A 13,278-nucleotide genomic window follows, 5' to 3' on the forward strand; every position below is an offset into this window, starting at 1 on the left:
TCGGTTACGGCTTGACCGAGCGGTAGTAGCTCCGCGCGCCCTCGTGGAGCTGGAGCGGGGACGTGTAGATCGCCGTGCGCAGGTCGACCAGCTGGGCCGAGTGCACCTCGGCGCCGATCTTGTCCCGGCTGCGCAGGACGGTACGGGTCAGCCACTCGGTGAGCCGGGGGTCCAGGTCCTTGCGGGTGATCAGCAGGTTGGAGACCGCGATCGTCGGGACCGAGTACCCCTCCTGGACGTCGTAGGTCGACTCCGGGATGTTGGTGGGGCGGTAGTAGCGCATGGCCGCGCCCTGGGTGTGCAGCTTGGTGATCAGGCTGCTGTCGATCGGCACGAACTTGAAGGACTCGTTCTCGGCGAGCGTCTTCAGGCCGCTGGTCGGCAGCCCGCCGGACCAGAAGAAGGCGTCGAACGTACGGCCGAGCCGCGAGGCGTCGTTGATGCCGTACGGCAGCGCTGTGATGTCCTTGTCCGGGTCGATACCGGCCGCCTCCAGCACCCGGTCGGCGATCAGCCGTACCCCCGACTTGGGCAGCCCTACGGCCACCCGCTTGCCTTTCAGGTCGGCGACCGACCGGATGTCAGAGCCCGGCGGGACGATCAGCTGCACATAGTCGTCGTACAGACGCGCGACACCGCGCAGGCGGCCTGCCTCGGTCGGGTGGTCGAGCGCGTACGTCTCCACCGCGTCGGCCGCCGCGATGGCGAAGTCGGCCTCGCCGGACGCCACGCGCGCGACGTTGTCCTGGGAGCCGGCGCTGGTCTGGAGCTCCACCTTCAGGTCGGGCATGTCCTTGGCGAACTCGTCGCTGAGCTGGTTGCCGTACTCCGCGTAGACCCCGCCGCGCGAGCCGGTGCTGAACCTGATGGTGCCGCCCGGAGGCTCCTCGCCCAGCGGGAGCAGCCACCACAGCAGCAGCCCGAAGGCGACGAAACCGGCGGCCGCGCCCTGAAGCGCCCGGCTCCTGCTGATGCGGGGGAACATGCTGGACATGCGCGCGATCCTGCCAGGCCGGACACGGTGCTGGCCAGGGTGAGGGTCACAGGGGGTGGCGGGAGGGGGGCGAGGCGCGGCAAAGGCGGGGCATGGGGGAAGGGGGCAGTGGGGGGCCTGTTTTGGGCGTGGGGCGGGGTGTGAGGGGCAGCGGTGGGGGTTTGCGGGGATGGCGGTGAGGGGCGTGCCGGGGCGGCGGGGTGGGGCTTTCGCGGGTGGCCGCGGGGTGGCCGCGGGGCTATGTGGGGGGCAGCGGTGGGGTGGTGTTCGGCGGACGCTGGTGTGGGACTTCGGGAGGTCATGTCTGGGCGGTGTGGTGGGGGCTTTCGCGGGCGGTGGCGGGGCCATGTGAGGGCCAGTGGTGGGGGTTCGCGGGGATGGCAGTCAGGGGTGTGGCGGGGCAGCGAAGGCGGGCTTTCGCGGGTGGCCGCGAGGCCATGCGGGGCCATGAGCGGCAGCGGTGGGGTGGCGTTCGACGGACGGCGGGGCGGGACTTCGGGACGTGGGGTGGCGTTTAGCGGACGCCGGTGTGGGACTTCGGGAGGCGTGGGGTGGCGTTGGCGGTCGTCGATGTGGGACCTCGGGAGGCCATGGGGTGCGAGGCGCGAGCAAGGTCGGCACGGCGGGCGAGGCGAGCAACGCGGGCGTGGGGCGGTGTCAGTGGTGGCCGCTAGGGTCGGCGCATGAGTTCTTCGCCCGCCGACCTCGTCCGCGCGTTCCACCTCGCCATGGGGCTCGACGCCCGCACTACGCCGACCGCAGTGTCGCCGAAGCTGGCCGCCCACCGGGGTGAGCTGCTCGCCGAGGAGGCCGCTGAGGTGGCGGAGGTGTCCGTGGCGGGCCCCCTGGACCGGCTGGCGCACGAACTCGCCGACGTCGTCTACGTCGCGTACGGCACCGCCCTGGTGCACGGCATCGACCTCGACGCGGTCATCGCCGAGATCCACCGCTCCAACATGACCAAGCTGGGGCCCGACGGACGCGTGGCCCGCCGGGCCGACGGCAAGGTCCTCAAGGGGGAGCATTACGAGGCGCCGGATGTGTCCGGGGTGCTGCGGCGGCAGGGGTGGGAGCCGGAGGGGGACGGTGACCTGGTGCCGGGGGAGGTGGCCTGACCGACCCGGCCTGCCCACCGGCGGCCATGCTCGCCGACTCGGACACCCCAGCTTGTCCACTTGGCCGGCCCCGGTCTGTCCAACGGGTTGTTCCCGGGAGGACCCGCCTCCGGGTCGCTGATCCCGCTCAGGACGTGGCTGCCCGGCTGCCTCTGAGGGTTGACCCCGTTCGGCCCGACGGCTGGCCGCTTCCGGGCTGCTGATGCCGTTCGGTCGGCCGCTGGGGCCGCCTCCGGGCCGACCGCTCGCGCCGACTTGTCCTACGGTCGCCCAGGCCAGTTGTCCGGACTCCTCGGCCGCTTCCTTGGCGGCGCCGTTGGGCTCGCGCGCCCGCCTGTACCCGCTGTCCCGTCCGCCTCACTCGGCCCCGCTCGGCGGAACAGGCCGCCCGCCCCGCGCCGCCCGGCGTTCTCGGAGCCGGCCTCGCGCCTCCGCCCCTTAGCACGCCGCCTCAATCAACGACCGACGGCTCCCGCACCGCGGGTTCCTCCCGGCGGGCGCGGAATCGACCGGACCACCGTGACGCCAGCGGTTCCGTGTAGCGGGCGGTGAGGGGGCCGAGGACGACCAGGATGAGGACGTATGCCGTGGCCAGCGGGCCCAGGGACGGTTCGATGCCTGCCGTGACCGCCAGGCCCGCGATGACGATGGAGAACTCGCCGCGGGCCACCAGTGCCCCGCCGGTCCGCCAGCGGCCCTTCTCGGAGATGCCGGCCCGCCGGGCCGCCCAGTAACCGGTGGCGATCTTCGTCGCGGCCGTGACCAGTGCCAGCGCCAGGGCCGGCACCAACACCGGCGGAATGCTCGCCGGGTCCGTGTGCAGGCCGAAGAAGACGAAGAAGACCGCGGCGAACAGGTCCCGCAGCGGGCTGAGCAGGGTGTGCGCGCCCTCGGCCACCTCGCCGGACAGCGCGATACCGACCAGGAAGGCACCGACGGCCGCCGACACCTGGAGCTGCTGGGCGACGCCCGCCACCAGGATCGTCAGCCCCAGCACCACCAGGAGCAGCTTCTCGGGGTCGTCGCTCGACACGAACCGCGAGATGAGCCGGCCGTAGCGGACCGCCACGAACAGCACGAGGCCCGCCGCCCCCAGCGCGATGGCCAGCGTCAGGCTTCCGGCCATCAGCCCGGCGCCCGCCACCAGCGCGGTGACGATCGGCAGGTAGACCGCCATCGCCAGGTCTTCGAGGACCAGCACGCTGAGGATCACCGGGGTTTCGCGATTGCCGACGCGTCCCAGGTCGCCGAGGACCTTCGCGATGACGCCGGACGACGAGATCCAGGTGACGCCCGCCAGCACCACGGCGGCCACCGGGCCCCAGCCCAGCAGCAGCGCGGCCGCCGCTCCCGGCAGGGCGTTCAGGGCGGCGTCGACCAGCCCCGACGGGTAGTGCGCCTTGAGGTTCGTGACCAGGTCGCCCGCCGAGTACTCCAGGCCGAGCATCAGCAGGAGCAGGATGACGCCGATCTCGGCGCCGGTCGCGACGAACTCCTCGCTCGCGCCGAGCGGCAGCAGCCCGCCCTCGCCGAAGGCCAGGCCGGCCAGGAGGTACAGCGGGATGGGGGAGAGGCGGAAACGAGCGGCGAACCGGCCGAGCAGGCCGAGGCCGAGGATGATGGAACCGAACTCGATCAACAGGACCGCGGAGTGCACCGGTCGCCTCACTCCCGCCCGAGTATCGCCGCGGCGGCGTCGACGCCCTCGCGGGTGCCGACGACGATGACCGTGTCCCCGCCCACGAGCCGGAAGTCGGGCGCCGGTGACGGGATCGCCTCGGCCCGCCGCAGCACGGCGACGATCGACGCGCCCGTGTCGGTCCGCATCCGCGTCTCGCCGAGCAGCCGCCCGTTCCAGTGCGACGCGGCGGCGACCTCGATGCGCTCGGCGACCAGGCCCAGGTCGGTGGTGTAAAGCAGGCTCGCGCTGTGGTGGGACGGCATGAGCGCGTCGATCAGCGAGCCCGCCTCCGCGCCGGTCAGCCGCAGCGACTGGGCGCAGGAGTCCGGGTCGTCGGCCCGGTACACGCTCACCGTCCGGGCTCCGTCGCGGTGCGCCACCACGGACAGATGGCGGTGTTCCCGGGTCACCAGGTCGTACTGGACCCCGATTCCCGGCAGCGGCGTCGCCCTCAGGCGCGGTGCAGACACGTTTCTTCCCTTCACGGTCGGTGATCGCGTGTACCGGATTGGCATGCTGCCATCGCCCCGTACGGTGGCGACATGGGTGGCGTCACGGATATACGCGAGCGGGGAGACGGTCCGAAGCTGGTATGGCGGACATCGGGAGAGAGGGGCGGGACCAGAAACGTGTCGCTGTTCTGGCGGATCTTCTCGCTCAACGCCGCCGGTCTGGTCGTGGCCGCCGCGCTGCTGCTGGGCCCGGTCACCGTGTCGACCCCCGTGACCGCGGCCGAGGCGGTCGTCGTGGTCGTCGGCCTCGCCCTGCTGCTCGCCGCCAACGCGCTGGTCCTGCGCATCGGCCTCGCCCCGCTGAAGCGGCTGGGCGGTGCCATGGCCGCCGCCGACCTGCTGCGACCCGGGGCGCGCGCGACCGTCGCCGGCCCCGCGGAGGCGACCGAGCTCATCACGACGTACAACACCATGCTCGACCGGCTGGAGGCCGAGCGCGCCGCCGGAGCCGCCCGGGCCCTGTCCGCGCAGGAGCGCGAACGCCATCGCATCGCGCGCGAGCTGCACGACGAGGTCGGCCAGACCCTGACCGCCGTTCTTCTCCAGCTCAAACGCGTCGCCGACCGGGCCCCGGAGGAGCTGCGCGAGGAGGTCGCCCAGGCCCAGGAGGCCACCCGCGCGGGCCTCGACGAGATCCGCCGCATCGCCCGCCGCCTGCGCCCCGGTGTGCTGGAGGAACTCGGTCTCGCCAGTGCCCTGCGCTCACTCGCCGGAGAGTTCAGCGTGCATGGTCTGACGGTGCGCCACCACGTCCCCGGCGGACTGCCGCCCCTGACCGAGGAGTCCGAACTCGTGCTCTACCGGGTGGCCCAGGAGGGCCTCACCAACACCGCCCGGCACTCCGCCGCCGACCGCGCCGAGCTCCGGCTCCAGCCGCTCGCGGACGGTGTCGAACTCCTCGTACGCGACAACGGCAAGGGGCTGGGAGACGCCACCGAAGGGGCCGGGCTGCGGGGGATGCGGGAGCGGGCGCTGCTCATCGGGGCGGAGCTGAGTCTGACGGCAGCGCCAGGCGGGGGAACGGATGTGCGACTGCTCGTCCGGGGCAACCGATGACCCCCGTTCGTGTACTGCTCGCCGACGACCACACCCTCGTACGACGAGGCGTACGGCTGATCCTCGACAGCGAGGAGGATCTGACGGTCGTGGCGGAGGCCGGGGACGGGGCCGAGGCCGTCGAGCTGGCACGCGCGCGTGACGTGGACCTGGCCGTCCTCGACATCGCCATGCCCCGGATGACCGGGCTCCAGGCGGCCCGGGAGCTGTCGCGGAGACTGCCCGACCTGCGGATCCTGATCCTCACCATGTACGACAACGAGCAGTACTTCTTCGAGGCGCTCAAGGCCGGGGCCAGCGGTTATGTGCTCAAGTCCGTCGCCGACCGGGACCTGGTCGCGGCCTGCCGGAGTGCCGTACGCGACGAGCCGTTCGTCTACCCGGGCGCGGAACGCGCTCTTGTACGGTCGTATCTGGACCGCCTGCACCGGGGTGACGCACTGCCCGCGCGGGCCGTCACCGAGCGCGAGGAGGAGATCCTCAAGCTCGTCGCCGAGGGGCACACCTCGAAGGAGATCGGCGAGCTGCTGTTCATCAGCACGAAGACGGTCGAGCGGCACCGCGCGAACCTGCTGGCCAAGCTCGGCATGCGGGACCGGCTGGAGTTGACCCGGTACGCGATCCGCGCGGGGCTGATCGAGCCGTGAGCACCCGTCAGTAGCGCTGCGCCTTCGCGACCACCGCGGTCAGCTGGGGCTCGGCCGGCGCGGTGCTGATCGCGAGCGGCTGGGCCTTGCCGCCCGGCTTGAGGTCCTCCGCGCCGACGTACCGGGTCTGGACGACCTTGCCGTCGGGGTCGCGGAAGTCGACCTGGACGGCGTAGGACGCGGTCTTGTCCGTGCTGTTGGTGATGTTCACGACCAGGGCGAGCAGGCCCGCGGTTTCGGAGCGGGGCTTGCCGGTGAGGGAGACGTCGGCGGTGGCGTTGCCCTTGCCGTCGACGTCCTTCAGCGCGTCCTTGGCCGCTTCGTTGGCGCGCTCGGTCTCCGCGTCCACCGAGGCCAGCCAGGCCGACGCCCGTGCGGAGGCGCGCGCGGAGGCCGACGAGGCGGCTGCCGAGACCGACTCCTTGACGGACTCCTTGACGGAGGCGAGAGCGGACGGGGCGGACCCGGAGAACGACGCCGTGTCGGCCGCTGAAGCGCTGGACGTGGAGCCGTCGTCGCTGTCCGAACTGCACGAGACGAGCGACGCCGCGCTCAGCGCGGCCAGGACGACGCCGGCGATCGCGGTCGCGGTCCGACGCCGTTGCGTGGGATGTGACATGAGGTCCTCTCGGCGGCAGTTGTCACGATTCGTTCCCATCCTGCGGGCGAGCGGACGGCCCGGCCACTTCGGCGGGCCCTAATGGATCGCACCACCGGTCGGAAGGCGCTACGGGTCGACTGGCGCTACCGGTTGGCGTTCAGCGCGTCCACGGCTCCGCGCGCGTCGCCGATCGTCGTGTAGTCGACGGCGACGAAGTTCACCGGCCGGCCCCGCGCCCGCTCGCACTTCTCGACCCGGTCGAGGACGAAGTCACGGGCGTTGACCTCGCCCGCGTCCAGCCGGCTGCCGCCGCCCGCGGTGATGAAGTGGTTGAGCAGGAACAGGCGTTTGCCGGTGCCGCCCCGATGGGGCACACAGCTCATCTGGTCGGGGCGCTGGAAGGAGAACGGCGTCTCCATGCCGTAGCGGTAGAAGTTGCGATACCACGCGGCCGGCCCGTCGGCCTCCTCGGCGAAGACGACCAGCCGCCGGCCGCTGTCGATCATCTCGCCCAGCGTCGGCCAGGGCGCCGCCGGATCCTCGTCCGGTGTGAGGACGAGGTCGGTCAGCCCGGCCCGCGCGAACGCCTCCGCGGTGTCCTCGCCCGAGATCGCGTCCTGCACGATCAGGGTCAGCACCTCGGTCGGATGGTCGCGCGTCCAGTCACCGATCTCGCGCAGCTCCGGCACCAGTTCGATCGCCCCGGCCCGGCACACGGCATGACACAGCCACAGCCCCTCCCGGGGCGGGTTGACCCGGTTGACGACGTTGGCGATCAGCGCCCGCTGCTCGGCCGAGAAGTCGGAGTCGTTCAACCGCGCGGTGATCTCGTCGGGCCGCTCCCACCGGTAGGTGTCTATCTGGAGGCCCCGCACGCCGTCGTCCAGCTGTGTGGTGATGGACGGGTCCTGGAGCGGGCCGATGAACCGGTCGACGGTGGTCGACATGGCGTTGTGCGAGGTCAGAAAGGCCACCTCGTCGTACGGCCGGTCGCACAGCCGCACGCTGCCCTCGCACCGGCGGGGCGCGGAGGGCGCCGCGAGCGGCACCAGCACGAGACCGGCGAGCGCGAGGGCGCTCGCGCCGGTCGCCAGCGGACGGACGTACGCCGTCGCCGTCCGCAGCCGGGGCCGTACCTGCACCGCCCACCCGAACCCGGCGAGCAGCGCCCCTGCCGCCAGCGGGACCAGGGCGCTGCCCAGGGCGGCGACCGTGATGTCGTCGAGGGCCGTGTCCTGGAGGTCGTCGACGAGGCGGGCGAGGCCGGGGGGCCAGCTCGCCGGCGGATCGACGAGCCGGCCGCCGCCGACGAGGCGGACGAGAACGACGAACAGCGCGGTGAGCAGGCCACCGGCGGCCAGCGCCCAGCCCAGCAGCATCGGTCTGCGGCCGGGCGCGGGGGACCCGGTGAGCCACAGCACCACCAGGGCGGCGACGAGCAGCGCGGCGGCGACGGCCTCCACGATCCCGAGCCCGACCGCCGTGTAGGGATGGATCCGGTGCAGGCCCGTGAGGTCGAGGGACCGGTCGAGGTTCCAGTCCTCGCCCCCGGCGAGCGTCCGCAGCCGGGCGACCGAGGCGTGGGTGCGCTCGGACACCAGCGCGGGCGCCACCGTCGCGAGCACGGTGCCGATGTCCCCGTCGCCCAGAGCCACTTCGACGTCCGCCCGCAACGCCTCGCGCCGCTCCGCGGGCAGGGCGGCGAGGACCTGCTCGGCGGCCCTGGCGGCCTGCTCCTCGCTGAGGGGGAGGGCGGGCAGCGAGGCGGGGGCGCGCCCGGCGACGACGTCCTCCAGGGCCGTCGACAGGTCCGCCGAGAACGCGCCGAAGTCCGGCTCGGCCCGGTTCTGCGCGGAGGCGACGAGATCGCCGAAGTAGATCTGCGCCAGGTCGTTGACGTTGTCCAGCACCGGGCGCAGATCGACGGACAGATCGAGAGGGTCCCGGTCGCCGCGGAGGTACCCGACGACGTTGCCGATCTGCTCGTGCGTGAGGTCCCGTACCGTCTCCGGAGGCAGCACCAACTTGATGTTGGAGGTCACCACGGCCTCCGGCACCGGCAGCCCGGCCAGCAGGTTCCGGGCCACGGCCGCCGCCTGCGGATCGACCAGGACCTGGTCGTAGAGCCGGTCGTACGCGGACTCCTCGTCCAGCACCGACCGGTAGAACCCCTCCGACACGATGGTGGCGCGCGCGGTGGCCGCCACGGCGACGATCAGCGTGCAGAGCACGGCCGCGGCGAAGGCGAGGACGCGCAGCACCCTGCGCGAGGTCACGGGTTCCATGGACCACCTGCTCCTCATGGTGATCTCGCCCCGCGGATGCCGCACCCCGGCCGCTCCCCGGCCCCCTACGGGGCTGCGCGAGGCGTTCCCGGGACCGCCTACTCTTGAGGGATGACCATCAGCAGCGACCGGAGCCCGGCAGTGGACGTCTCAGTGCCCAAGACCTACGAAGTCCGTACCTACGGGTGCCAGATGAACGTCCACGACTCCGAGCGATTGTCCGGACTGCTGGAGGAGGCCGGGTACGTGCGCGCGCCCGAGGGCTCCGACGGCGACGCCGACGTGGTGGTCTTCAACACCTGCGCGGTCCGCGAGAACGCCGACAACCGGCTGTACGGCAACCTCGGCCGCCTCGCGCCCAAGAAGACCTCGCGGCCCGGCATGCAGATCGCGGTCGGTGGATGCCTGGCGCAGAAGGACCAGGACACCATCGTGAAGAAGGCGCCCTGGGTGGACGTCGTCTTCGGCACGCACAACATCGGCAAGCTGCCGGTCCTGCTGGAACGCGCGCGCGTGCAGGAGGAGGCACAGGTCGAGATCGCCGAGAGCCTGGAGGCGTTCCCGTCGACCCTGCCGACCCGGCGCGAGAGCGCGTACGCGGCCTGGGTGTCGATCTCCGTCGGCTGCAACAACACCTGCACCTTCTGCATCGTCCCGGCGCTGCGCGGCAAGGAGAAGGACCGCCGCACCGGTGACATCCTCGCCGAGATCGAGGCCCTGGTGTCCGAGGGCGTCTCCGAGATCACGCTGCTCGGCCAGAACGTCAACGCGTACGGCTCCGACATCGGCGACCGCGAGGCCTTCAGCAAGCTGCTGCGGGCCTGCGGGAAGATCGAGGGCCTGGAGCGGGTCCGCTTCACCTCTCCGCACCCGCGCGACTTCACGGACGACGTGATCGCGGCGATGGCGGAAACCCCGAACGTGATGCCGCAGCTGCACATGCCGCTCCAGTCCGGCTCGGACACGGTCCTGAAGGCGATGCGCCGCTCGTACCGGCAGGAGCGTTTCCTCGGGATCATCGAGAAGGTGCGCGCCGCGATGCCGGACGCCGCGATCTCGACGGACATCATCGTGGGCTTCCCCGGCGAGACCGAGGAGGACTTCGAGCAGACCATGCACACGGTCCGCGAGGCGCGCTTCACCAACGCCTTCACCTTCCAGTACTCCAAGCGCCCCGGAACCCCGGCCGCGACCATGGAGGGCCAGATCCCCAAGGAGGTCGTCCAGGCGCGCTACGAGCGTCTCGTCGCCCTCCAGGAGGAGATCTCCTGGGACGAGAACAAGAAGCAGGTCGGCCGCACGCTGGAGCTGATGGTCGCCGAGGGCGAGGGCCGCAAGGACGGCACCACCCACCGCCTCTCCGGCCGCGCCCCCGACAACCGCCTGGTCCACTTCACCAAGCCGGACGAGGAAGTCCGCCCCGGTGACGTCGTGACGGTCGAGATCACCTACGCCGCCCCGCACCACCTCCTCGCCGAGGGCGACGTCCTGAACGTGCGCCGCACGCGCGCGGGGGACGCCTGGGAGAAGCGCAACGCCGCCGAGGCGGCCAAGCCGGCGGGCGTGCTGCTGGGCCTGCCGAAGATCGGCGTACCGGAGCCGCTGCCGGCGGCCACGGGTGGGTGCGCGGCGCACTGAGGGCCGGGGTTCGGCGTCGGGTGGCGTCGGCGGAGTGACATGTCGGCGTCGGACGGCGTCGGCGGAGTGCCGCGTCGGTGCCGGACGGCGTTACGCTGCCGATCATGCTTGTCGCCGCCGCTGTCTGCCCCTGTCCGCCCCTCCTTGTGCCCGAGGTCGCCGCGGGTGCCGCGCCTGAGCTGGAGGCCGCGCGTGCCGCCTGCACGGACGCGCTCGGCGTGCTCGCCGCCGCCCGGCCTGACCGACTCGTGGTGATCGGGCCCGCCGAGCAGAGCGGGCGGGGCATGCACGCGGAGGGCGCGCGGGGTTCGTTCCGGGGCTTCGGCGTGGAGGTCGACGTACGGCTGGGGCGGGACACCGGTGTCGCTGCTGAGCACACACTGCCCACCTCATTGGCCGTGGCCGCGTGGCTGCTGGCGAGGACCGCGTGGTCGGACGCCCCGATCGAGGGACTCGGTGTGGGGGAACCACTCGCGGCCGAGCGGTGTATTGAAGTCGGAAGGGGCATCGCCGCGCGGGACGAGCGCGTGGCGCTGCTGGTGATGGGCGACGCCAGCGCCTGCCGCACCCTCAAGGCACCCGGCTACCTGGACGAGCGGGCGGCACCCTTCGACGCGGAGGTCGCGCGGGCGCTGGGCGCGGCGGACGTGGCGGCCCTGGAAGCGCTGGACAGCGACCTGGCGTACGAACTCAAGGCGTCGGGGCGGGCCCCCTGGCAGGTCCTCGCGGGCGCGGCCGAGGGGGCGGGGCTCGGCGGGGAGCTGCTGTACGAGGACGCGCCGTACGGCGTGGGGTACGTGGTCGCGGCCTGGTCCTGACGCGCGCGTGCCCGGACCGGCCCCTGCGCCGCCCCCGTGAAACGGCGGACGGCCGGGAGCGGTTGCTCCACGGCCGTCCGTCGATGTGCCGTTCAGGAAGCCGGCGGTGGTGAGGACGGGGGCGTGGTCGGGCCGCCCGTGCCGCCGTCGTCCTTGTGCGCGAGTCGGTCCATGGCGCCCTTGGCCTTGCCCGTGCCCGTCTGGATCTTGTCGCTGTACTTGCCCTTGGTCTTCTCGTCGACGACCTTCGCGGCCTTGTCGAGACCGTGCTGGATCTTGTCGCCGTGCTGCTGTGCCAGACCGGAGACCTTGTCCTTGGCCGGGTTGAGCTTGGCCTTCAAATTGTCCAGGAGACCCATCGTTCACCTTCCCGCGCGGGGGCAGTTACGTGCGGGCGCTCTCGCCGGCCGCACTGCCGGCCGCCTCTTCCGCGGACTGCTGCTCGGCGGACTGCTGCTTGGGAATGTCGACACCGTCGGCGCTCTCGGCGGAACCGGCGTCGCCGGGCTCCGTGGCCGTCGCTGTCTCCGTCGACGCGGCCGCTTCCTCGGTTCCGGCCCCGGCCTCGGTCTGTGCCTCGGCCGACTCCTTCGCCGCCGCCGTATCCGCCGCCTCTTCCGTCTCGGGGTCGGCCGTCAGTGTGGCGGCCGCCGCCTCGACGGTTGACGTCTCCTCCGCAGCCTTCGACCTCCGGAGAAGTCGTGCGAAAACACCCATATACGCTCCATACGGTACTCGTGCGGGCGAAATCCCGCGTTGCCCGGTGCGCCCATTTGCGTCGGCCGGGGTGCCGCCTCCGCGAACCGGCGGCGAAAACCTCGCAACAGGCAACGACCCCCGGCCCGTGCCGTCACGTAACTCGTTCGAGGCCACACCGCGACGTTTGCGAGACTGGGGCGGTGAGCAGCGCACCCCCCGCCCCCCGAGTCATCGCCGTCGTCGGACCGACCGCGGCCGGAAAGTCCGATCTGGGCGTCTTCTTGGCCCAGCGTCTCGGCGGCGAGGTCGTCAACGCCGACTCCATGCAGCTCTACCGAGGGATGGACATCGGCACCGCCAAACTGACGCCCGAGGAGCGCGGCGGCGTTCCGCACCACCTTCTCGACATCTGGGACGTGACCGTCACGGCGTCCGTCGCGGAGTACCAGCGCCTCGCCCGCGAGCGGATCGACGCCCTGCTCGCCGACGGACGCTGGCCGATCCTGGTCGGCGGCTCCGGCCTCTACGTCCGTGGCGCCGTCGACAACCTCGAGTTCCCCGGCACCGACCCCGAGGTCAGGGCGCGTCTGGAGGAGGAGCTCACGCTCCGCGGCTCCGGCGCGCTGCACGCCCGTCTGGCCGCCGCCGACCCCGAGGCAGCGCAGGCGATCCTGCCCAGCAACGGCCGCCGTATCGTCCGCGCCCTGGAGGTCATCGAGATCACCGGCCGGCCCTTCACCGCCAACCTCCCCGGCCACGACTCGGTCTACGACACCGTCCAGATCGGCGTCGACGTGGCGCGCCCCGAACTCGACGAACGCATCGCGCGCCGCGTCGACCGGATGTGGGACGCCGGACTGGTGGACGAAGTGGCCTCCCTGGAGGCGCAGGGCCTGCGCGAGGGGCGCACGGCGTCGCGCGCGCTCGGGTACCAGCAGGTGCTCGCGGCGCTCTCCGGGGAGTGCACGCAGGAGGAGGCGCGGGCCGAGACCGTACGTGCCACCAAGCGCTTCGCGCGCCGTCAGGATTCATGGTTCAGGCGCGACCCGCGGGTGCACTGGCTCAGTGGGGCTGCGGCGGATCTCACAGAACTTCCAAAGCTCGCACTGGCGTTGGTCGAACGACCGGTTACAGCCTGATCACGTCCTGGCATCGGGACGCTCAGGCCGTCATCCGGCCCGTCGGCGCCGTGCCATCATCGAGCTTCGATCGACCAAGTGGAGTCCGAGTTG

At 72.2% G+C, this 13,278-nt stretch carries 13 protein-coding genes; 6 read left to right on the forward strand and 7 right to left on the reverse strand.

Annotated elements, in window-relative coordinates; all coding sequences use genetic code 11:
- Nucleotides 1-4 precede the first annotated feature (4 nt).
- Nucleotides 5-994 (reverse strand): TAXI family TRAP transporter solute-binding subunit, encoded by a 990-nt coding sequence (locus ACIHIX_RS05615; protein WP_399950186.1) that lies wholly within the window; start codon nucleotides 992-994, stop codon nucleotides 5-7.
- Between the two features lie 683 nt (nucleotides 995-1,677).
- Between ACIHIX_RS05615 and ACIHIX_RS05620 the strand changes: the two genes are divergently transcribed.
- The gene (locus ACIHIX_RS05620) at nucleotides 1,678-2,109 is read left to right on the forward strand and encodes a MazG nucleotide pyrophosphohydrolase domain-containing protein (RefSeq protein ID WP_399950189.1); all 432 of its coding nucleotides are present in this window, start codon (nucleotides 1,678-1,680) and stop codon (nucleotides 2,107-2,109) included.
- Between the two features lie 451 nt (nucleotides 2,110-2,560).
- Here ACIHIX_RS05620 and ACIHIX_RS05625 read toward each other — a convergent pair whose 3' ends face one another.
- Together ACIHIX_RS05625 and ACIHIX_RS05630 are read right to left on the reverse strand one after the other, a co-directional pair.
- The gene (locus tag ACIHIX_RS05625) at nucleotides 2,561-3,766 is read right to left on the reverse strand and encodes a cation:proton antiporter (protein WP_399950192.1); all 1,206 of its coding nucleotides are present in this window, start codon (nucleotides 3,764-3,766) and stop codon (nucleotides 2,561-2,563) included.
- Between the two features lie 8 nt (nucleotides 3,767-3,774).
- Nucleotides 3,775-4,260, reverse strand: a complete 486-nt coding sequence (locus tag ACIHIX_RS05630; RefSeq protein WP_399950195.1) for a cation:proton antiporter regulatory subunit — start codon at nucleotides 4,258-4,260, stop codon at nucleotides 3,775-3,777.
- Nucleotides 4,261-4,419: 159 nt separating this feature from the next.
- On the opposite strand from ACIHIX_RS05630, the gene ACIHIX_RS05635 reads away from it, so the two are divergent.
- Both ACIHIX_RS05635 and ACIHIX_RS05640 read left to right on the forward strand, forming a co-directional pair.
- The gene (locus ACIHIX_RS05635; protein ID WP_399950198.1) at nucleotides 4,420-5,358 is read left to right on the forward strand and encodes a sensor histidine kinase; all 939 of its coding nucleotides are present in this window, start codon (nucleotides 4,420-4,422) and stop codon (nucleotides 5,356-5,358) included.
- A complete protein-coding gene (locus tag ACIHIX_RS05640) occupies nucleotides 5,355-6,005 on the forward strand; it encodes a response regulator (protein ID WP_399950201.1) in 651 nt (216 codons plus the stop codon). The genes ACIHIX_RS05635 and ACIHIX_RS05640 overlap by 4 nt, the downstream gene beginning before the upstream one ends.
- A 7-nt stretch (nucleotides 6,006-6,012) precedes the next feature.
- Here the strand turns inward: ACIHIX_RS05640 and ACIHIX_RS05645 are convergent, their stop codons facing one another.
- Both ACIHIX_RS05645 and ACIHIX_RS05650 read right to left on the reverse strand, forming a co-directional pair.
- Entirely contained in the window at nucleotides 6,013-6,624 is a 612-nt protein-coding gene (locus ACIHIX_RS05645) for a hypothetical protein (protein ID WP_399950204.1), read from the reverse strand.
- Nucleotides 6,625-6,749: 125 nt separating this feature from the next.
- Nucleotides 6,750-8,891 carry a hypothetical protein gene (locus tag ACIHIX_RS05650; RefSeq protein ID WP_399950206.1) on the reverse strand — a complete coding sequence of 714 codons (2,142 nt, stop codon included), beginning with the start codon at nucleotides 8,889-8,891 and terminating at the stop codon, nucleotides 6,750-6,752.
- Nucleotides 8,892-9,002: 111 nt separating this feature from the next.
- Here ACIHIX_RS05650 and miaB point away from each other — a divergent pair, with 111 nt between their 5' ends.
- On the forward strand, nucleotides 9,003-10,529 hold the full coding sequence (gene miaB, locus ACIHIX_RS05655; protein WP_399950209.1) for a tRNA (N6-isopentenyl adenosine(37)-C2)-methylthiotransferase MiaB: 1,527 nt from the start codon (nucleotides 9,003-9,005) through the stop codon (nucleotides 10,527-10,529).
- Between the two features lie 104 nt (nucleotides 10,530-10,633).
- Nucleotides 10,634-11,347 carry a class III extradiol dioxygenase subunit B-like domain-containing protein gene (locus ACIHIX_RS05660; RefSeq protein WP_399950212.1) on the forward strand — a complete coding sequence of 238 codons (714 nt, stop codon included), beginning with the start codon at nucleotides 10,634-10,636 and terminating at the stop codon, nucleotides 11,345-11,347.
- A 92-nt stretch (nucleotides 11,348-11,439) separates the two neighbouring features.
- On the opposite strand, the gene ACIHIX_RS05665 is transcribed toward ACIHIX_RS05660, so the two are convergent.
- Nucleotides 11,440-11,706 carry an antitoxin gene (locus tag ACIHIX_RS05665; protein WP_399950214.1) on the reverse strand — a complete coding sequence of 89 codons (267 nt, stop codon included), beginning with the start codon at nucleotides 11,704-11,706 and terminating at the stop codon, nucleotides 11,440-11,442.
- A 25-nt stretch (nucleotides 11,707-11,731) separates the two neighbouring features.
- Complete coding sequence (locus tag ACIHIX_RS05670; RefSeq protein WP_399950217.1) at nucleotides 11,732-12,064, reverse strand: hypothetical protein; 333 nt, start codon at nucleotides 12,062-12,064, stop codon at nucleotides 11,732-11,734.
- Between the two features lie 182 nt (nucleotides 12,065-12,246).
- On the opposite strand from ACIHIX_RS05670, the gene miaA reads away from it, so the two are divergent.
- Complete coding sequence (miaA, locus tag ACIHIX_RS05675; RefSeq protein WP_399950220.1) at nucleotides 12,247-13,185, forward strand: tRNA (adenosine(37)-N6)-dimethylallyltransferase MiaA; 939 nt, start codon at nucleotides 12,247-12,249, stop codon at nucleotides 13,183-13,185.
- The last annotated feature ends 93 nt before the right edge of the window (nucleotides 13,186-13,278 follow it).

The sequence above is a fragment of the Streptomyces sp. NPDC051913 genome, from assembly GCF_044593635.1.
In the GTDB taxonomy this organism is placed as follows: Bacteria; Actinomycetota; Actinomycetes; order Streptomycetales; family Streptomycetaceae; genus Streptomyces.